Source organism: Pseudomonas mangiferae (assembly GCF_007109405.1).
Taxonomy (GTDB): domain Bacteria; phylum Pseudomonadota; class Gammaproteobacteria; order Pseudomonadales; family Pseudomonadaceae; genus Pseudomonas_T; species Pseudomonas_T mangiferae.
Map to the genome: position 1 here is coordinate 20,863 of NZ_VJOY01000009.1, position 19,746 is coordinate 40,608.

The window sequence follows — 19,746 nt, forward strand, 5'->3', positions numbered from 1 at the left end:
GGATAACGGTCGGGATTGGCTGGGCGCGGCTTGAAACGCCGAGTAAACTACGCCACTTTTTTCAAACGGATCGGACAGGGGTCGGATTATGGCGCTCAATCAAGAGCAGAAGAAGCAGTACAAATCTATCGGCCACCACCTGAAGCCCGTATTGATCGTGGCCGAGAACGGCCTGACCGAGGGGGTGCTGGCCGAACTGGATCGTGCGCTGAACGACCACGAGCTGATCAAGGTGCAGTTCCGCGTGACCGAACGGGACGATCGCCGCGCCCTGATCGAGGCGCTCTGCAACAGCGCTCGCTGCGAACTGATCCAGACCATCGGCAAGATGGCCCTGGTGTATCGCAAGAACCCCAAGCCGAACAAGAATCTGTCTAACATCAGCCGCTTCAGCGGGCTTTGATGCCTTCGGCCCCGGTCCGCGCCGAACCCGGCTCGGCACCGGGCGTCTCGCGGATCGCCAGCAGCGCACCGGCGAACGCCGCCACCAGATAGCAGAAGCGGGTCGCGTATTCGGCGCCCGGAAGCACCTGCCGCACGGCGAAGAACACCAACACGGCCGCCAGGCAGATCATCACCAGTTGCCCGCGGGAATCCTGCCACAGGGCGCGTCGTCCCCCGAGCAGTACCAGCAGGCCGCCCTGCACCACGGCACAGGCACCGGCGAACGCCATCAGCAGCGGCCGCAGACCGCCAGCGATATCGTCCACCAGCAACGATGCCAGGCCGAAGCGCTCCAACCCCGGCAGCACGACGAAGTGCAGCAACCAGAGGCCGCCGACCCAGAACACCAGGGCCAGCCGCCAGGCGCATGCCACCAGGGATGGGCGGCAGTCAGATGTGACGGACTTCGACAATCTCGTACTCGACCAGTCCGCTGGGGGTCTTCACCGGCACCACGTCACCCTCTTCCTTGCCGATCAGGGCACGGGCGATGGGCGAATTGACGGATAGCTTGCCTCGCTTGATATCGGCCTCGTCGTCACCAACGATCTGGTAGGTCACGCTTTCGTCGGTCTCGACGTTGGCGATCTCCACGGTGGTGCCGAAGATCACTTTCCCCGTATGAGGGATGCTGGTGACGTCGATGATCTGGGCGTTCTGCAGACGACCCTCGATGTCGCGGATACGCGCCTCGACCATCCCCTGCTGCTCGCGCGCGGCGTGGTATTCGGCGTTTTCCTTGAGGTCGCCCAATTCACGTGCGGTGCCGATGTCCTGGCTCAACTTGGGCCGGACCACCTTGGTCAGATGAGCGTGTTCTTCCTCGAGGGCGCGGGCGCCCTGGACGGTCATGGGGTATTTAGTCATGCCTCGATTCCTGCATGGAGATCCTGCAACCGGCGCACGGTCTTCTCGGGGCCGTATTTGAGCGCTTCGCAGATCGCCTGGCCACCCGCGATGGTGGTGGTGCAGCAGATCTTGTGTTGCAGAGCGTTACGACGGATGGAATAAGAGTCGGCAATGGACTGCCGGCCCTCGGTGGTGTTGATGATCAGGGTGACCTCGTCGTTCTTGATCATGTCGACCACATGAGGACGCCCCTCGGTCACCTTGTTGACGCGACGCACCGGCAGGCCGGCCGCTTCGATCACCTTGGCGGTACCCACCGTGGCTACCACTTCGAAGCCCAGGCCTACCAGGTCGCGGGCGATGTCGGCGGCGAACGGCTTGTCGTCTTCACGCACGCTGATGAACGCGCAGCCGGCAATGGGCAGGATTTCGCTGGCGCCCAGCTGGGCCTTGGCGAAGGCCTCGGCAAAGCTGTCGCCCACGCCCATCACCTCGCCGGTGGATTTCATCTCCGGGCCAAGGATCGGGTCGACGCCGGGGAACTTGGCGAACGGGAACACCGCTTCCTTGACGCTGAAGTACGGCGGGATCACTTCCCGGGTCAGACCGGTTTCCTTGAGGGTCTTGCCGGCCATGACCCGCGCCGCCACCTTCGCCAGGGACTGGCCGATGCACTTGGAGACGAAAGGCACGGTACGCGAGGCGCGCGGGTTCACTTCCAGGACGTAGATGTCCTCGCCCTGCACCGCCATCTGCACGTTCATCAGGCCGACGACGCCCAGCTCCAGGGCCATCTTCTTCACCTGGGCGCGGATTTCATCCTGGATCGCCATGGGCAGCGAATAGGGCGGCAGGGAGCACGCCGAGTCACCGGAGTGCACGCCAGCCTGCTCGATGTGCTGCATGATCGCGCCGATCACCACGTCCTCGCCGTCGCACACCGCATCCACGTCCACCTCGATGGCGCAGTTGAGAAAGTGGTCCAGCAGCACCGGACTGTCGTTGGAGACCTGCACCGCTTCGCGCATGTAGCGCTTGAGTTCGTCCTCTTCGTAGACGATCTCCATGGCGCGCCCGCCCAGCACGTAGGACGGGCGCACCACCAGGGGGTAGCCGATGCGCTTGGCGCCGGCGATGGCTTCTTCCTCGCTGCGCGCCGTGGCGTTCGGCGGCTGGCGCAGGTTCAGGCGCTCGACCATTTGCTGGAAGCGCTCGCGGTCTTCGGCGCGGTCGATGGCGTCGGGGCTGGTGCCGATGATGGGCACGCCGGCCTCTTCCAGGGCGCGGCAGATCTTCAGCGGGGTCTGCCCGCCGTACTGGACGATGACACCCTTGGGCTGCTCGACGCGGACGATCTCCAGCACATCCTCCAGGGTGACCGGCTCGAAATACAGGCGGTCGGAGGTGTCGTAGTCGGTGGAGACGGTCTCCGGGTTGCAGTTGACCATGATGGTCTCGTAGCCGTCTTCGCGCATGGCCAGCGCCGCGTGTACGCAGCAGTAGTCGAACTCGATGCCCTGACCGATGCGGTTGGGCCCGCCGCCAAGGATCATGATCTTGTCGCGGCCGGACGGATTGGCCTCGCACTCTTCCTCGTAGGTGGAATAGAGGTAGGCGGTATCGGTGGCGAATTCCGCGGCGCAGGTGTCGACGCGCTTGTACACCGGCAGCACCTTGAGCTTGTGCCGGTGGCTGCGCAGGTTCTTCTCGGTGACGCCCAGCAGCTTGGCCAGGCGCGCGTCGGAGAAGCCCTTGCGCTTCAGGCGGCGCATTAGGTCGTAGTCGACGCCGGACAGGCCGAGGGTCTTGATCTGCTCCTCTTCCTTGATCAGGTCTTCGATCTGCACCAGGAACCAGGGGTCGATGCGGGTCAGCTCGAACACCTGCTCGATGCTGTAGCCGCTGCGGAAGGCATCGCCGACGAACCAGATGCGATCGGCTCCCGGCACGGTGAGCTCGCGCTTGAGGGCGCTTTCCGCCTCCGGGTTGCCCGGGTCCAGCTTCGGATCGAAGCCGGTGGCGCCGACCTCGAGCCCGCGCAGGGCCTTCTGCACCGACTCCTGGAAGGTCCGGCCGATGGCCATGACCTCACCCACGGACTTCATCTGGGTGGTCAGGCGCGCGTCGGCCTTGGGGAATTTCTCGAAGGCGAAGCGTGGGATCTTGGTGACGACGTAGTCGATGGCCGGCTCGAAGGACGCCGGGGTGCGGCCACCGGTGATGTCGTTCTGCAGCTCGTCCAGGGTGTAGCCGACGGCCAGCTTGGCAGCGATCTTGGCGATGGGGAAGCCGGTGGCCTTGGAGGCCAGGGCGGACGACCGGGAGACCCGCGGGTTCATCTCGATCACCACCATGCGCCCGGTGTCCGGGCAGATACCGAACTGCACGTTGGAGCCGCCGGTTTCCACGCCGATCTCGCGCAGCACCGCCAGGGAGGCGTTGCGCAGGATCTGGTATTCCTTGTCGGTGAGGGTCTGGGCCGGAGCCACGGTGATGGAGTCACCGGTGTGCACGCCCATGGGGTCGAAGTTCTCGATGGAGCAGACGATGATGCAGTTGTCCTTCTTGTCGCGGACCACCTCCATCTCGTATTCCTTCCAGCCGATCAGGGATTCGTCGATCAGCAGCTCGTTGGTCGGCGACAGGTCCAGCCCGCGGGCGCAGATTTCCTCGAACTCCTCGCGGTTGTAGGCGATGCCGCCACCGGTGCCGCCCATGGTGAAGGACGGCCGGATGATGCACGGGAAACCCACCTTCTCCAGCACGCCGTAGGCATCTTCCATGCTATGGGCGATGCCCGAGACCGGGCAGGCCAGGCCGATGTCCTTCATCGCCTTGTCGAAGCGCGAGCGGTCTTCGGCCTTGTCGATGGTGTCGGCATTGGCGCCGATCATTTCCACGCCGAACTTTTCCAGAACGCCATGGCGCTCCAGGTCCAGGGCGCAGTTCAGCGCGGTCTGCCCGCCCATGGTGGGCAGCAGCGCGTCAGGGCGCTCCTTCTCGATGATCTTGGCCACCGTGGACCACTTGATCGGCTCGATGTAGGTGGCATCGGCCATGGCCGGGTCGGTCATGATGGTGGCCGGGTTGGAATTCACCAGAATGACGCGGAAACCCTCTTCCTTGAGGGCCTTGCAGGCTTGGGCGCCGGAATAGTCGAACTCGCAGGCCTGGCCGATGACGATGGGGCCTGCACCGAGGATCAGGATGCTCTTTATGTCTGTACGCTTGGGCATGGGACTCTCGTTGCGATATCGGACGTGTCAGGAAAGGGTGGCGGTCGCCAGCTTGACGCCAAAGCCGACGAACAGCGCCCCGACGCCGGTGGTGGCCCCGGCGGTCAGGCGACGGCGCCGGCGGAACCACTCCGCCAGGCGCGCGCCGGTGAAAATCAGGAAGCTCAGGTATAAGGCACTCACGACTTCGAGGATGCTCCCCAGCACCAGGAACGACAGGCCCGTGTGCGCATAGGCCGGGTCGACGAACTGAATGAAGAAGGAGATGAAGAACAGAATCGCCTTGGGGTTCGACAGGCTGAGCAGCAGCGCCTTGCGGAACGGCTGGTGGATGTCGTCGCGCGTGACGCTCGCCGTCTCCGGTTGCGGGTTCCGCAGGTTGTGCCAGGCGCCGCGGAGCATGCCGATGCCCAGGTAGAACAGGTAGGCCGCCCCCAGGTACTTGAGCCCGACGAACAGCATCGGCTCGGCCTTGAGCAGCGAGGCGATGCCCAGGGCGGACAGCAGCATCAGCACCGCGTCGCCGAGGAAGACCCCGCAGGCGGCGCGATAGCCGGGCACCACGCCGCGCTGGGCGGCGGTGGCCAGGACGAACAGCGAATTCGGCCCCGGCAGCAGCACCACGAACAGCACACCCAGGACATAGGTCCAGAGGTCGACTACACCTACGCTCGTCATCGACGCCACCTCAGCGGCGCGCGGCCATCGCCGCGATGAACCGGTCGAACAACGGGGCGACGTCGTGAGGGCCCGGACTGGCCTCGGGGTGGCCCTGGAAGCTGAAGGCCGCCTTGTCGGTGCGCTCAATGCCTTGCAGGGTGCCATCGAACAGCGACTTGTGGGTGGCGCGGACATTCGCCGGCAGGCTCGCCTCGTCTACCGCGAAGCCATGGTTCTGGCTGGTGATCATCACCACGCCGGTCTGCAGGTCCTGCACCGGATGGTTGGCGCCGTGGTGGCCGTTGGGCATCTTCACCGTCTTGGCGCCCGAGGCCAGGGCCAGCAGCTGGTGGCCGAGGCAGATGCCGAAGACCGGCACCTCGGTTTCCAGCACCTGCTGGATCGCCTCGATGGCGTAGTCGCACGGCTCCGGGTCCCCCGGGCCGTTGGCCAGGAACACCCCATCCGGGTTCAGCGCCAGGACTTCGCTGGCAGGGGCCTGGGCCGGCAGCACGGTGATCCGGCAACCGCGCGCCACCAGCATGCGCAGGATGTTGGTTTTCACGCCGTAGTCGTAGGCCACCACGTGGTAGGGCAACTGCTCGGCGGGGATTTCCGGGTGGCTGTCGCTCGCCAGGTCCCAGACGCTGGACCGCCACTCGTAGCGATCCTTGACGCTGACCACCTTCGCCAGGTCCATCCCCTTGAGGCCGGGGAAGCCTCGCGCCAACTCCAGGGCACGCGCCTCGGTGGCGTCTTCGCCAGCGAGGATGCAGCCATTCTGGGCGCCTTTCTCGCGCAGGATGCGGGTCAGTCGGCGGGTATCGATACCGGCGATGGCGACGGTACCGTTGGCCTTCAGATAATCAGGGAGGGACTGCTTGTTGCGCCAGTTGCTGGCAAGCAGCGGCAGGTCGCGGATCACCAGGCCGGCGGCCCATACTTGGCGGGCCTCGGCGTCTTCCGGCGTGGTGCCGGTGTTGCCGATGTGGGGGTAGGTCAGGGTGACGATCTGCTGGGCGTAGGAAGGATCGGTGAGGATTTCCTGGTAGCCGGTCATGGCGGTGTTGAACACCACCTCGCCAACGGTATGACCGTCGGCTCCAATGGCTTCGCCGCGAAAAATGCTGCCATCGGCAAGGGCGAGTATGGCTGGCTTGGTCAAGCAGGACCTCCCGTAGATCAAGGCTGAAGCAAACGCAGGTTGTAAAAAAGCGGGATGACGTTCGAACCGTCACCCCGCTTTTTTATTAGGCCATTCTGCGTAACTTTTAGTGGACACACTAAAGCTGCATCATACAGGAACGGAACTTTACGGTCCACCACCACCCCCACTGAGCAGACCGGAAAGCGGACCGATGTCCACGATCAGCGCAGGCCGAGCACGTCCTGCATGTCGTAGAGGCCAGGCGCCTTCCCTTCCAGCCAGAGCGCCGCGCGGACCGCGCCCCGGGCGAAGGTCATGCGGCTCGACGCCTTGTGGGTGATCTCCACCCGCTCGCCGTCGGCGGCGAACAGCACGGTGTGATCGCCCACCACGTCGCCGGCCCGCACGGTGGCGAAGCCGATGGTGTCCCGCGCACGGGCGCCGGTCTGGCCCTCACGGCCATAGACGGCGACCTGCCGGAGGTCGCGCCCCAGCGCATCGGCGATCACTTCACCCATACGCAGCGCGGTACCAGACGGTGCGTCCACCTTGTGCCGGTGGTGCGCCTCGATGATCTCGATGTCCACCTCGTCGCCCAGGACCCGAGCGGCGGTATCCAGCAGCCTCAGGCAGAGGTTGACGCCGACGCTGAAGTTGGCGGCGAAGACGATGGGGATCTGCCGGGCCGCTTCGGCCAGACGCTGCTTTTCCTCGGCGGAAAACCCGGTGGTACCGATCACCATGGCGCGACCGGCCTGGCGGCAGACCTCCAGGTTCTTCAGGGTCACCGACGGGTGGGTGAAGTCGATCAGGACGTCGAATTCGTCCAGCACCCGCCCCAGGTCGCCGGACAGCGGCACACCGATCCGGCCGAGGGCGGCCAGCTCTCCTGCATCGGCTCCCACCAGGGTGCTGTCCGGGCGATCCACCGCGGCGGTGAGGCCGGCGCCCGGCGCCTGCTGAACCGCCTCGATCAGGGTTTTTCCCATGCGCCCGGCGGCGCCCATCACTGCTATACGTCGCATACACTCAGCTCCAAGCCGCAAGGGCTTCGGGCGGCGCGCCGCACGGGTCATGCCGCGCAGGTCGCGCCACGGTCACTCAAAGATCGCCGAAGAAGCGCTTCATCCCCTCGAACCAGTTGCTCGCCTTGGGCGAATGGGACCCGTCGCTCTGCAGGGTCCGGCGAAACTCCTCGAGGAGCTCGCGCTGGCGCTTATCCAGGTTGACCGGGGTTTCCACCGCGACCCGGCACATCAAGTCGCCGGCGCCACCGCCGCGCACCGGCGCCACACCCTTGCCGCGCAGGCGGAACAGCTTGCCGGTCTGGGTCGCCTCGGGAATCTTCAGCTTGACCCGACCATCCAGGGTCGGCACTTCCAGCTCGCCGCCCAGCGCCGCGTCGGCGAAGCTGATGGGCACCTCGCAGTACAGGTGCTTGCCGTCACGCTGGAAGATCGGGTGTTCGCGGACGTTCACCACCACGTACAGGTCGCCCGGCGGGCCGCCCAGGGTGCCGGCCTCGCCCTCGCCGGACAGACGGATGCGGTCGCCGGTGTCCACGCCCGCCGGCACCTTCACCGACAGGGTCTTGTGTTCCTCGACGCGCCCCTGGCCGTGGCAAGTACCACAGGGGTCGGCGATCATCTTGCCGGTACCGTGGCAGCGCGGGCAGGTCTGCTGCACGGAGAAGAAGCCCTGCTGCATGCGCACTTGGCCGATGCCACCGCAGGTGGTGCAGGTGACCGGCGCGGTGCCCTTCTTCGCCCCGCTGCCGTCGCAGGTCTTGCAGGCCACCAGGGTCGGCACGCGGATGGTGACGGTGGTGCCGCGCACCGCTTCTTCCAGGTCCAGCTCAAGGGTGTAGCGCAGGTCGCTGCCCCGCTGGGCACCACCCCGGGAACCGCCACGAGCACCCCCGAAGAAGTCGCTGAAGACGTCGCCGAAGATATCCGAGAAGCTCGCGCCACCCCCGCCGAAGCCCGCTCCGCCGCCGCCCATGCTGGGGTCGACGCCGGCATGGCCGTACTGGTCGTAGGCCGCGCGCTTGCTGGCGTCGGACAGCACTTCGTAGGCCTCGTTGGCCTCCTTGAACTGTTCCTCGGCGGACTTATCGTCGGGGTTGCGATCGGGGTGGTACTTCATGGCCAGGCGTCGGTAGGCCTTCTTCAGCTCCGACTCGCTGGCGCCGCGCTCCACACCGAGCACTTCGTAATAGTCACGTTTAGCCATTCGCTTCATTCACTCTCAAATTCATACCCTCCAGACACGCCGACGCGGGAGCAAGCCCCCGCGTGACGGTCAGGCCCGTCGCGGACGGACCGTGACGGGCTGGAGCGGAAGCAAGCGTGACGCTTACTTGTTGTCCTTGACCTCTTCGAACTCGGCGTCGACCACATCGTCGGCGCCGCCCTTGGCTTCGCTAGCGCCTTGGGCATGGGCATCGCCACCCTGCTGGGCCTGCGGCTGCTCGGCGTACATCTTCTGAGCCAGCGGGGCCGAAGCCTGGCTCACGGCAGTGACCTTGGCCTCGATCTCGGCCTTGTCGTCACCCTTGAGCGCCGCTTCCAGCTCACCCAGCGCCTTCTCGATGGCGGCCTTCTCTTCCGCGGTGGCCTTGTCGCCCGCCTCGGTGATCATCTTGCGGGTCGCGTGGACCAGCGCATCACCCTGGTTGCGGGCGGCGGCCAGCTCCTCGAACTTGCGATCCTCCTCGGCATTCGCCTCGGCGTCGCGGACCATCTGCTGGATTTCCTCCTCGGACAGACCCGAGTTGGCTTTGATCACGATGGACTGCTGCTTGCCGGTGGCCTTGTCCTTGGCGGAGACGTGCAGGATGCCGTTGGCGTCGATGTCGAAGGTCACCTCGATCTGCGGCACGCCACGGGGCGCCGGCGGAATCTCGGCCAGGTCGAACTTGCCCAGGGACTTGTTCTGCGTGGCCTGCTTGCGCTCGCCTTGCAGCACATGGATGGTCACCGCCGACTGGTTGTCGTCCGCCGTGGAGAACACCTGGGACTTCTTGGTCGGGATGGTGGTGTTCTTCTCGATCAGCGAAGTCATGACGCCACCCAGGGTCTCGATGCCCAGGGTCAGCGGGGAAACGTCCAGCAGCAGCACATCCTTCACGTCACCGGCCAGCACGGCACCCTGGATGGCAGCGCCGATGGCGACGGCCTCGTCCGGGTTGACGTCCTTACGCGCTTCCTTGCCGAAGAAGTCGGCGACTTTCTTCTGCACCAGCGGCATGCGGGTCTGGCCACCCACCAGGATCACCTCGTCGATGCTGGACACGTCGATGCCGGCATCCTTCAGGGCCACGCGGCAAGGCTCGATGGTGCGCTCCACCAGGTCTTCCACCAAGGATTCCAGCTTGGCGCGGGAAATCTTCACATTCAGGTGCTTCGGACCGGTCTGGTCGGCCGTGATGTACGGCAGGTTGACGTCGGTCTGCTGGCTGGAGGACAGCTCGATCTTGGCCTTCTCGGCGGCTTCCTTCAGGCGCTGCATGGCCAGGGGGTCGCCCTTGAGGTCCATGCCGGTCTCTTTCTTGAACTCGTCGACGAGGTAGTCGATCAGGCGGATGTCGAAGTCCTCGCCACCCAGGAAGGTGTCGCCGTTGGTGGCCAGCACTTCGAACTGGTGCTCGCCGTCCACTTCGGCGATCTCGATCACCGACACGTCGAAGGTACCGCCACCCAGGTCATAGACGATGACGGTGTGGTCGCCCTTGGCCTTGTCCATGCCATACGCCAGCGCAGCCGCGGTCGGCTCGTTGATGATGCGCTTGACGTCGAGGCCGGCGATGCGGCCGGCGTCCTTGGTGGCCTGGCGCTGGCTGTCGTTGAAGTAGGCCGGCACGGTGATCACCGCCTCGGTGACTGCCTCGCCCAGGTAGTCCTCGGCGGTCTTCTTCATCTTCTTCAGCACTTCCGCGGAAATCTGCGGCGGTGCCATCTTCTGACCCTTCACGTCCACCCAGGCGTCACCGTTGTCGGCCTTGGCGATTTTGTAGGGGACCATCTTGATGTCTTTCTGCACGACGTCTTCTTCGAAGCGCCGACCGATCAGGCGCTTAACCGCGTACAGGGTGTTGTGGGGGTTGGTCACCGCCTGGCGCTTGGCGGACTGGCCCACCAGGGTCTCGCCGTCGTTGGTATAGGCGATGATCGAGGGGGTGGTACGCGCGCCTTCGGCATTCTCGATGACCTTGACGTTGCCGTTTTCCAGGATGGCGACGCAGGAGTTGGTGGTTCCCAGGTCGATACCAATGATTTTGCCCATGCTTCTATCTCTCCCGAAACTTTGAATTCGTCGAAGCCCGCCTTACGCGCTTCGGCAGCTTATGTACGCTTGACTCAACAGATGGGGACGCGTCGTCCGTTTTCAAGCCTGCTCGTCGATGCTGGGCGGCGCTTCCGCCGGCGCTTTGCTGACCACCACCATGGCCGGACGCAGCAGTCGGCCGTTGAGCAGGTAGCCTTTCTGGAACACCTTCAGCACGCTGCCAGGCTCGACATGGGTGCTCTCCTCCATGGCCATGGCCTGGTGGTGCTCCGGGTTGAACGGCGCGCCGTGGGGATCGACCTGCTCCAGCTGATGACGCTTGAGGGTGTCGAGGAACAGCTTGAGGGTGAGTTCCATGCCCTCGCGAATGGCCTTGCTGGAGGCATCGTCGGAGCTGGTGACCTCCAGGCCGCGCTCCAGGCTGTCCACCACCGCCAACAGGTCGCCGGCGAATTTCTCCAGGGCGAACTTGTGGGCCTTTTCCACGTCCTGCTCGGCGCGCCGGCGGATGTTCTGCAGCTCGGCGGCGACGCGCAGGGACTGGTCCTGGGCCGCCGCCAGTTGCTCCTCGAGCACCTGCACGCGGGTCGCCAGATCGTCGCTCGCACCGGTGTCCGGGGTCGCCTCGGGGTTCTGGTTGTCCAGGATCTGTTCGTCAGCCATGCCTTCCTCCTCTCGAACGGGTGCGGCGCGCTCCGCCGCTTCTGCCCGCCTATATGGGGACGAATCCACAGGCTTCAAGGGGCCTTGCACAGCACCCAGGCCAGGGGCGAGCGACAACGGGACCGGGCGTTCCGTCGGGGGCGGTTGACGACGCCAGGCAACACTGTATAAATACCCAGCAACACGCGAAATGGAGTGCCGTCATGCTGGTTCATCTCTCCGTTCACAACTACGCCATCGTCGAGCACCTGGACCTGGAGCTGTCCAGCGGCATGACGGTGATCACCGGCGAGACCGGCGCGGGCAAGTCCATCATGCTCGACGCCCTCGGGCTGACCCTCGGCGGCCGCGCCGACAGCGGCGCGGTCCGCCCCGGCGCCGACAAGGCGGACATCCTGGCCAGCTTCGACCTGAGCGCCATCCCCGAGGCCCGGGCCTGGCTGAGCGAACGCGACCTGGATGGCGACGGCCCGTGCATCCTGCGCCGGGTGATCACCGCGGAAGGGCGCTCCCGCGCCTACATCAATGGCGCCCCCTGCCCCCAGGGCGACCTTCGCAGCCTCGGCGAGCTGCTCATCGATATCCACAGCCAGCATGAACACCAGTCGCTGCTCAAGCCGGAGACCCACCGGCGCCTGCTGGACGAATTCGCCGGCGCCAGCGAACTCGCCCGCCAGGTCCACCTGGCGGCACAGCGCTGGCGCCAGACCCGCCAGGAGCTGGAGCGCCTGTCCAGCGCGGGCGACGAGCAGCGCGCCCGCCACCAGTTGCTCAGCTACCAACTGGACGAGCTGGAGAACCTGGGCCTGGGCGAGAACGAACTGGTTCGTCTGGAACAGGAACACAAGACCCTCACCCAGTCCGGCCAGGTACTCGGTGCCTGCCGGCAGGTATTGGACCTGTGCAGCGAGAGCGACGCGGGCAATGTCCTGTCGGTGCTTGGCTCCAGCCTGCAGCGCCTGAGCACCTTCCAGGACCAGCCCGGCGCGCTCGGCGAGGCCTTCGGCCTGCTCACCAGCGCGCAGATCCAGGTGGAGGAAGCCGTCAGCGAGCTCAATCGCTTCGTCGACGGCTTCGAGGCCGACCCCCAGCGCCAGATGCAGGTGGAGGAACGCCTCGACGCCCTCTATACCCTCGCCCGCAAGCATCGCGTCCAGCCCGACGAGCTGGGGGAATTGCAGAAACGCCTGCAGGCCGAACTGGAAACCCTGAACGCCGACGACCAGGCCGCCGAACGCCTGGCCGACGAACTCATCGCCTACGAACGCCACTACCGGGAAAAAGCCGGCGAACTCAGCGCCCTGCGCCAGGAGGCCGCGGCTCGGCTGGCCTCCGCCGTGGAGCAGGAAATGCAACACCTGGGCATGCCGGGCGGCCGCCTGAGCATCGAGCTGCGTGAACTGCCGGGCGGCGATCCCCAGCCCCAGGGCCTGGAGAACGTCGAGTTCCTGGTCAGCGCCAACCCCGGGCAACCCCTCAAGGGGCTGGCCAAGGTCGCGTCGGGAGGCGAGCTGTCGCGCATCAGCCTGGCCATCCAGGTGATCACCGCGCAGACCTCCCGGGTTCCGACCCTGGTGTTCGACGAGGTGGACGTCGGCATCGGCGGGCCGACCGCCGAGGTGGTCGGGCAACTGCTGCGCCGCCTGGGCGAACGCGGCCAGGTGCTCACCGTGACCCACCTGCCCCAGGTCGCCGCACAGGGCCATCACCACCTGTTCGTGCACAAGGAGCGTGGCAGCGCGGAGACCCGCACTGCTGTCGCGTCGCTCAAGGACGGGGCACGGGTGGAAGAGATCGCCCGCATGCTCGGTGGCGTGGACATGACCCGCGAATCCCTGGCCCACGCCCGCAAGATGGTGGCCAGCGCCAGCATTTGAATGGGCAATCGCGCATGAAAAACGGCGACCGAGGTCGCCGTTTTTCATGATCCGAAGGAAAGCATCACTTGCGCTTGCGGACGTACAGCACGAGATTGTGATCCACCAGCTCGAAGCCGTGCTCCTTGACGATTTCCCGCTGGCGCTTTTCGATCTCCGTGTCGAAGAATTCGATCACCTCGCCACTGTCGACGCACACCATATGGTCGTGGTGGCCGCCGTCCGCCAGCTCGAACACCGCGTGGCCGCCATCGAAGTTGTGACGAACCACCAGGCCGGCTGCCTCGAATTGGGTGAGCACCCGGTAGACGGTGGCCAAGCCCACGTCCTCGCCCGCATCCATCAGCGCCTTGTAGACGTCCTCCGCGCTCATGTGGCGTTGTTCGGTGGAGTCCAGCATCTGCAGGATCTTGACCCGTGGCAGGGTCACCTTGAGGCCGGCTTTACGCAGTTCGTTATTTTCAACCATGGTCAGCTTTCTCATGGAAGGCGGCTTTCGCAGCTTCCCTCAATACGGGTATGATCGGGCTTTAATTTGCCCAGCCAAGATAGTGGAAGTCACCCACCGATGCAAAACACCAAGCTCCTGCTGGCCAGCCTGACCTTCACCGGTCTGGTCGCACTTGCCGGTTGCTCGTTCCCCGGCGTTTACAAGATCGACATCCAGCAGGGCAACGTCGTGACGCAGGACATGATAGACCAGTTGAAGCCTGGAATGACCCGCCGGCAAGTGCGGTTTATCATGGGCAACCCGCTGATCACCGACACCTTCCACGCCAACCGCTGGGACTACCTCTACAGCATCCAGCCGGGTGGCGGTAAGCGGCAGCAGGAACGCGTCAGCCTGATGTTCGACGGAAACGACCAGTTGGTCGGCCTCAATGGCGATTTCATGCCAGGCGTCAGCCGCGACGAAGCGATCCTCGGCGAAGACAATGGCACCAGCGTGTCCCCGCCGCAGCATCAGGATCAGCAGAAGCCCGAAGAGCCCGCCAAGCCTGGCTCGTTGCTGGACCAGATCCAGCGCGATGTGGACGACGTGAAGCCGGTGCCGATCCCGACGCCCGAGCCACTGGAAACCAGCCCGCAGTAAACAGAAAACCCGGCCACTCGCCGGGTTTTTCGTTTCCACCATCCGCCAGGTTCGCTGCGAACCGCGTCGTTACCGCCTGGCCTCGGCCGCTCGCGCGGCGCGCTGCTTGCGCACGTCCTTGGGATCCGCGAGCAGTGGCCGGTACAGCTCTACCCGTTCCCCTGCCTGCAGCACCCGCTCCTCCGGCTTGGCCACACGCTTGCCATGGATGCCGAGAGGGCATGCCGAAGGGTCGAGATCGGGCGCCTGCATTGTCAGTCCGGCGAGCACGGCCGCCTGCCGCGCGGTGGTACCGGGCGGGACGTCGAGGGCGACCAGCCACTGGCGATCCGGCAGGGCATAGGCCACCTCGATGGCCAGCCCGGGCTTAGCCATAGAGCTGCTTGGCCCGCTGGCAGAAGGCGTCGACCATGGTATTGGCGGCCTGGGTGAACAACGGCCCGAGGGTCGCCTTGACCAGGGTCCCGGCGTAATCGAAATCCAGATCGAGGCTGATCTTGCAGGCTTTCTCGCCCAGGGACTTGAACTGCCACTGCCCCTGGAAGTGGGTGAACGGGCCTTCGTCCAGGTTTAGGGTGATGGCGCTGCCCGGCACGAGGGTGTTGCGGGTGATGAAACGCTGGCTGATCCCGGCCTTGCCCACGGTGAGGCTGGCGCGCATGTGCTCGGGGCTCGACTCCAGCACTTCGCTGGCGGAACACCAGGGCAGGAATTCCGGGTAGCGCGCCACGTCGTTGACCAGGTCGTACAGCGCTTGCGCCGGATAGGGCAGCAGCGCCGAACGCTGGATATGCGTGCTCATAAGGCTTCTCCTCGCTCGTGCGGCGCGCGCCGGAGCGGCGGGACGACCGCAGCCCGCGAGCTGCTACCCGCCAACGCAAAGCAGGCATTGTCCGGGATTCACCGGACGCGCTCAAGGTATAACGCCACCGTAGCCGCGTCGCAGGCGACTCCCTATAATGCGGCGCCTATGGCCAAGCAAAAGAAAGCCCCGCAGGGCAACATCGCGCAAAACAAGAAAGCGCTGCATGACTACTTCGTCGAGCAGAAATTCGAGGCGGGCATGGCCCTGGCCGGCTGGGAAGTGAAAAGCCTCCGCGCCGGCAAGGCACAGCTGGTGGACAGCTACGTCCTGCTCAAGGACGGCGAAGCCTGGCTCATGGGCTGCCACATCACGCCCCTGACCACCGCCAGCACCCACGTCATCGCCGACCCCATCCGCACCCGCAAGCTGCTGCTCAACAAGCGCGAACTGGGCAAGCTATTCGGCGCCGTGCAGCAGAAGGGCTACACCTGCATCGCCCTATCGCTGTACTGGAAGAAGCACCTGATCAAGTGCGAGATCGCCCTGGGCAAGGGCAAGAAGGAATTCGACAAGCGTCACACCGAGAAAGAGCGTGACGCCGACCGCGAAGTCCAGCGCGCCATGCGCAAGGAAAAGGCCTGATCCTTCCGCGGCCGCCCTCACGCGACCGCCGCCCCTGGCGTCAGAGCCCCTGACGCCGCTGGGAGCGTGCCATCCGCAGCGCCTCCTCCTGCACCTCCGCCAACACCTCCTGCACGTAGTCGATGTGACGCTGGGAAATCACTCGCGCCTCTTCCGCCCGCCCCTCGATGATGGCGTCGAACAGCGCCCGGTGCTGGCGCAGCAGCATGTCCCGGGTCTCGCTGCGCTGCTCGTACATGCCGCCGATATTGGTCACCACGTTGCGCTTGAGCAGGTCGAACAACCCGCGGATGGTGTGCAGCAGCACCGCGTTGTGGCTGGCCTCGGCGATGGCCAGGTGGAAGCGAGCATCGGCCGCGCCCTCCTCCGCCCGGGTGACCTCGCCCTGCCGCTCGTAACAGGCCTGCAACGCCTCGAAGGCCTCGCGCAGGCGCTGGTGGTCCACCGGCGTCGCCCGCAAGGCGGCGTAGTAGGCGCAGGACCCCTCCAGGGTATGGCGAAATTCCAGCAGGTCGCGCTGAGCCTCCGGGCTGCCTTCCAGCAAGTGCAGCAGCGGGTCGCTGAAGCTGGCCCCCAGGGAGGCGGCGACGTAGTTGCCCCCGCCCTGCCGGCTGACCAGCAACCCCTTGGCCACCAGTTTCTGGATCGCCTCCCGCAGCGACGGCCGCGAGACGCCGAACTGTTCCGCCAGCGCTCGCTCCGCCGGTAGCCGCTCGCCGGGCTTCAGCGTGCCCTCGAGGATCATCGCTTCTAGCTGCGTAACGATGTCATCCGACAGACGGCGCTGACGAATCTGGTCGAACCCCATGCGTATTCCTCTTCCCTGCGCGAACCCCGCGCCCCTCTCTGGATTGGTCTTCTCGGCCCCCGTCAGCCAGCACTGTCTGCGCACACCCCAGCCCTCAAGGGAACGGGCGTGAGACCAAAGTCGTAGTGCGGCAATTTGACAGCCATGGACCTGACTCTTACTCTGAGCCGTCGCCATTGTAAATTGGTCTTACCAATTTATTCAATAGCCGGATGGCACACGATGCCGTCCCGACAGGCATTCCAACAACAATCAGGAGCCTCCCTCCATGCAAGCCTGGCAACAGTTGTATGCACCGCTTGGCAGCCTCGGCCTCTCCGCACTGGTCGCCGTCATCCCGATCGTCTTCTTCTTCCTGGCGCTGGCGGTGTTCCGCATGAAGGGCTACCTCGCCGGCACCCTGACTCTGGCACTGGCCCTGGGCGTCGCCATCGTCGCCTTCGGCATGCCGGCCGACATGGCGCTGGCGGCCGCCGGCTACGGCTTCGCCTACGGCCTGTGGCCCATCGCGTGGATCATCGTCGCCGCGGTGTTCCTCTACAAACTCACGGTCAAGAGCGGCCAGTTCGAAGTGATCCGCAGCTCGGTGCTGTCCATCACCGGCGACCAGCGCCTGCAGGTGCTGCTGATCGGCTTTTCCTTCGGCGCTTTCCTCGAAGGTGCGGCCGGCTTCGGCGCCCCCGTGGCGATCACCGCCGCGCTGCTGGTGGGCCTGGGCTTCAACCCGCTGTACGCGGCCGGGCTCTGTCTGATCGCCAATACCGCGCCGGTGGCCTTCGGCGCCCTGGGCATCCCGATCATCGTCGCCGGCCAGGTGACCGGCATCGACGCCTTCAAGATCGGCGCCATGACCGGTCGCCAGTTGCCGCTGCTGTCGATCATCGTGCCGTTCTGGCTGGTCGCCATGATGGACGGCTGGCGCGGCGTGCGGGAGACCTGGCCGGCCGCCCTGGTGGCGGGCGCCAGCTTCGCGGTGACCCAGTACTTCACCTCCAACTTCATCGGCCCGGAACTGCCGGACATCACCTCGGCCCTGGTCAGCCTGATCTGCCTGGCGCTGTTCCTGAAGGTCTGGCAACCGGCCACCTCCCGCGCCGCCCAGGGCGCCGGCGAAGCCGCGGTGGTCACCGGCGCCACGGCGACACCCTACAGCGTCGGGCAGATCCTCAAGGCCTGGTCGCCGTTCCTGGTGCTCACCGTGCTGGTCATGGTCTGGACCCTGAAGCCGTTCAAGGCGTTGTTCGCCCCCGGCGGCGCGCTGGAGAGCTGGGTGTTCATGTTCGCCATCCCGCACCTGGACCAGTTGGTGCTGAAGGTCGCGCCCATCGCCGCCGCTCCGACGCCCATCGCCGCGGTCTTCAAACTGGACCCGGTCTCCGCCACCGGCACCGCGATCTTCTTATCCGCGGTGGTCTCGATGCTGATCCTGCGCATCACGCCGAAGATTGGTCTGACCACCTTCCGCGACACCCTGGTGGAGCTGAAGCTGCCGATCCTGTCCATCGGCATGGTGCTGGCCTTCGCCTTCGTCACCAACTATTCGGGCATGTCCACCACCCTGGCGCTGGTCCTGGCCGGAACCGGCGTGGCCTTCCCGTTCTTCTCGCCGTTCCTTGGCTGGCTGGGGGTGTTCCTGACCGGATCGGATACCTCGTCCAACGCCCTGTTCAGCTCCCTGCAGGCGACCACCGCGCACCAGATCGGGGTCAACGACACCCTGCTGGTGGCCGCCAACACCAGCGGTGGCGTGACCGGCAAGATGATCTCCCCGCAGTCCATCGCCGTGGCCTGCGCCGCCACCGGCATGGTGGGCAAGGAATCGGACCTGTTCCGCTTCACCCTCAAGCACAGCCTGCTGTTCGCCGCCATGGTGGGCCTGATTACCCTGGCCCAGGCCTACGTGTTCACCGGCATGCTGGTGCATTGAGTCGCCGGCCGGGCACCCCCGCCACGGGTGCCCGGTCGAACCGTTTTCGCCGGCGCCGCCCCGCGGCGCTTCGTTCAACCCGAGCCGCCCCGGGCCGCTCCTCCACTCGGTGTGAATCCCATGATCATCTCGGCCTCTACCGACTACCGCGCCGCTGCGCAGCGCAAGCTGCCGCCGTTCCTGTTCCACTACATCGACGGCGGCGCCTACGCCGAGTACACCCTGCGCCGCAACGTCGAGGACCTGGCCGGCATCGCTTTGCGCCAGCGGGTGCTGCGCAACATGTCGGAGCTGAGCCTGCAGACCCGGCTGTTCGACGAGATCCTGTCGATGCCGGTGGCCCTGGCCCCGGTAGGCCTGACCGGCATGTACGCCCGTCGCGGCGAGGTGCAGGCGGCCAGAGCGGCGGCGGCCAAGGGGATTCCCTTCACCCTGTCCACCGTCTCGGTCTGCCCCATTGAGGAAGTGGCCCCCGCCATCGACCGGCCCATGTGGTTCCAGCTCTACGTGCTCAAGGACCGCGGCTTCATGCGCAACGCCCTGGAGCGGGCCAAGGCCGCCGGGGTGACCACCCTGGTGTTCACCGTGGACATGCCCACCCCCGGTGCCCGCTACCGCGACGCGCATTCCGGCATGAGTGGCCCGAATGCCGCCATGCGCCGCATGCTGCAGGCGATGACACATCCGGCCTGGGCCTGGGATGTGGGCCTGCTGGGGCGCCCCCACGACCTGGGCAACATCTCCACCTACCGCGGCAACCCCACTGGCCTCGAGGACTACATTGGCTGGCTGGCGACCAACTTCGACCCGTCCATTTCCTGGAAGGATCTGGAGTGGATCCGCGACTTCTGGCAGGGGCCGATGGTCATCAAGGGCATCCTCGACCCCGAGGACGCCCGGGACGCGGTGAAATTCGGCGCCGACGGCATCGTGGTCTCCAACCACGGCGGCCGCCAGCTGGACGGCGTGCTGTCCAGCGCCCGGGCGCTGCCGGCCATCGCCGACGCGGTGAAGGGCGACCTGAAGATCCTCGCTGACTCGGGCATCCGCACCGGCCTGGACGTGGTGCGGATGATCGCCCTGGGCGCCGATACCGTGCTGCTGGGCCGTGCGTTCGTCTACGCCCTGGCTGCGGCCGGCGGCGCCGGCGTGGCCAACCTGCTGGACCTGATCGAGAAGGAAATGCGCGTGGCCATGGTGCTCACCGGCGCCAAGTCCATCGCCGAGATCAGCGCCGAATCGCTGGTCCGCGAACTGCCCGTCGCCCAGCCCGCCTAGGGCGACCCGAGACACCCCCGACGGGCCGCT

The 19,746-nt window shown here is 65.9% G+C and carries 19 protein-coding genes; 6 read left to right on the forward strand and 13 right to left on the reverse strand.

The window, feature by feature from the left end; genetic code table 11:
* Nucleotides 1-88 precede the first annotated feature (88 nt).
* Nucleotides 89-403 carry a ribosome assembly RNA-binding protein YhbY gene (gene yhbY / locus FM069_RS13350; RefSeq protein WP_143488858.1) on the forward strand — a complete coding sequence of 105 codons (315 nt, stop codon included), beginning with the start codon at nt 89-91 and terminating at the stop codon, nt 401-403.
* Here the strand turns inward: yhbY and FM069_RS13355 are convergent.
* From FM069_RS13355 to grpE, 9 genes are all read right to left on the reverse strand, one after another.
* Nucleotides 390-857: a DUF4149 domain-containing protein gene (locus FM069_RS13355; protein ID WP_233282038.1), complete on the reverse strand. Its 468-nt coding sequence runs from the start codon at nt 855-857 to the stop codon at nt 390-392. The two genes, yhbY and FM069_RS13355, sit on opposite strands and share 14 nt — an antisense overlap.
* Nucleotides 835-1,311: a transcription elongation factor GreA gene (greA, locus tag FM069_RS13360; protein ID WP_143488859.1), complete on the reverse strand. Its 477-nt coding sequence runs from the start codon at nt 1,309-1,311 to the stop codon at nt 835-837. The genes FM069_RS13355 and greA overlap by 23 nt, the downstream gene beginning before the upstream one ends.
* On the reverse strand, nt 1,308-4,529 hold the full coding sequence (gene carB / locus FM069_RS13365) for a carbamoyl-phosphate synthase large subunit (RefSeq protein WP_143488860.1): 3,222 nt from the start codon (nt 4,527-4,529) through the stop codon (nt 1,308-1,310). Before carB ends, greA begins: the two co-directional genes overlap by 4 nt.
* Before the next feature lie 27 nt (nt 4,530-4,556).
* Complete coding sequence (gene leuE / locus FM069_RS13370) at nt 4,557-5,207, reverse strand: leucine efflux protein LeuE (RefSeq protein ID WP_143488861.1); 651 nt, start codon at nt 5,205-5,207, stop codon at nt 4,557-4,559.
* Between the two features lie 10 nt (nt 5,208-5,217).
* Nucleotides 5,218-6,354: a glutamine-hydrolyzing carbamoyl-phosphate synthase small subunit gene (carA, locus tag FM069_RS13375; RefSeq protein WP_143488862.1), complete on the reverse strand. Its 1,137-nt coding sequence runs from the start codon at nt 6,352-6,354 to the stop codon at nt 5,218-5,220.
* A 203-nt stretch (nt 6,355-6,557) separates the two neighbouring features.
* A complete protein-coding gene (gene dapB / locus FM069_RS13380) occupies nt 6,558-7,361 on the reverse strand; it encodes a 4-hydroxy-tetrahydrodipicolinate reductase (RefSeq protein WP_143488863.1) in 804 nt (267 codons plus the stop codon).
* A gap of 76 nt (nt 7,362-7,437) precedes the next feature.
* Complete coding sequence (gene dnaJ / locus FM069_RS13385; protein WP_143488864.1) at nt 7,438-8,568, reverse strand: molecular chaperone DnaJ; 1,131 nt, start codon at nt 8,566-8,568, stop codon at nt 7,438-7,440.
* Nucleotides 8,569-8,691: 123 nt separating this feature from the next.
* Entirely contained in the window at nt 8,692-10,620 is a 1,929-nt protein-coding gene (gene dnaK, locus FM069_RS13390; RefSeq protein ID WP_143488865.1) for a molecular chaperone DnaK, read from the reverse strand.
* A 102-nt stretch (nt 10,621-10,722) separates the two neighbouring features.
* Entirely contained in the window at nt 10,723-11,286 is a 564-nt protein-coding gene (gene grpE / locus FM069_RS13395; RefSeq protein ID WP_143488866.1) for a nucleotide exchange factor GrpE, read from the reverse strand.
* A 203-nt stretch (nt 11,287-11,489) separates the two neighbouring features.
* On the opposite strand from grpE, the gene recN reads away from it, so the two are divergent.
* Nucleotides 11,490-13,163: a DNA repair protein RecN gene (gene recN, locus FM069_RS13400; RefSeq protein WP_143488867.1), complete on the forward strand. Its 1,674-nt coding sequence runs from the start codon at nt 11,490-11,492 to the stop codon at nt 13,161-13,163.
* A 64-nt stretch (nt 13,164-13,227) separates the two neighbouring features.
* Here the strand turns inward: recN and fur are convergent, their stop codons facing one another.
* Nucleotides 13,228-13,632 (reverse strand): ferric iron uptake transcriptional regulator, encoded by a 405-nt coding sequence (fur, locus tag FM069_RS13405; RefSeq protein ID WP_143488868.1) that lies wholly within the window; start codon nt 13,630-13,632, stop codon nt 13,228-13,230.
* Nucleotides 13,633-13,731: 99 nt separating this feature from the next.
* Between fur and FM069_RS13410 the strand changes: the two genes are divergently transcribed.
* A complete protein-coding gene (locus FM069_RS13410; protein WP_143488869.1) occupies nt 13,732-14,256 on the forward strand; it encodes an outer membrane protein assembly factor BamE in 525 nt (174 codons plus the stop codon).
* A gap of 69 nt (nt 14,257-14,325) precedes the next feature.
* Here FM069_RS13410 and FM069_RS13415 read toward each other — a convergent pair whose 3' ends face one another.
* Together FM069_RS13415 and FM069_RS13420 are read right to left on the reverse strand one after the other, a co-directional pair.
* Nucleotides 14,326-14,631 carry an RnfH family protein gene (locus tag FM069_RS13415; protein WP_143488870.1) on the reverse strand — a complete coding sequence of 102 codons (306 nt, stop codon included), beginning with the start codon at nt 14,629-14,631 and terminating at the stop codon, nt 14,326-14,328.
* Nucleotides 14,624-15,058, reverse strand: coding sequence for a type II toxin-antitoxin system RatA family toxin (locus FM069_RS13420; RefSeq protein WP_143488871.1), 435 nt, complete (start codon nt 15,056-15,058; stop codon nt 14,624-14,626). The genes FM069_RS13415 and FM069_RS13420 overlap by 8 nt, the downstream gene beginning before the upstream one ends.
* Nucleotides 15,059-15,226: 168 nt before the next feature.
* Between FM069_RS13420 and smpB the strand changes: the two genes are divergently transcribed.
* Nucleotides 15,227-15,703, forward strand: a complete 477-nt coding sequence (smpB, locus tag FM069_RS13425) for an SsrA-binding protein SmpB (RefSeq protein ID WP_143488872.1) — start codon at nt 15,227-15,229, stop codon at nt 15,701-15,703.
* Between the two features lie 40 nt (nt 15,704-15,743).
* Here smpB and FM069_RS13430 read toward each other — a convergent pair whose 3' ends face one another.
* On the reverse strand, nt 15,744-16,511 hold the full coding sequence (locus FM069_RS13430) for an FCD domain-containing protein (protein WP_143488873.1): 768 nt from the start codon (nt 16,509-16,511) through the stop codon (nt 15,744-15,746).
* A 268-nt stretch (nt 16,512-16,779) separates the two neighbouring features.
* Between FM069_RS13430 and FM069_RS13435 the strand changes: the two genes are divergently transcribed.
* Complete coding sequence (locus tag FM069_RS13435; protein WP_143488874.1) at nt 16,780-18,438, forward strand: lactate permease LctP family transporter; 1,659 nt, start codon at nt 16,780-16,782, stop codon at nt 18,436-18,438.
* Between the two features lie 120 nt (nt 18,439-18,558).
* Entirely contained in the window at nt 18,559-19,716 is a 1,158-nt protein-coding gene (lldD, locus tag FM069_RS13440) for an FMN-dependent L-lactate dehydrogenase LldD (protein ID WP_143488875.1), read from the forward strand.
* The last annotated feature ends 30 nt before the right edge of the window (nt 19,717-19,746 follow it).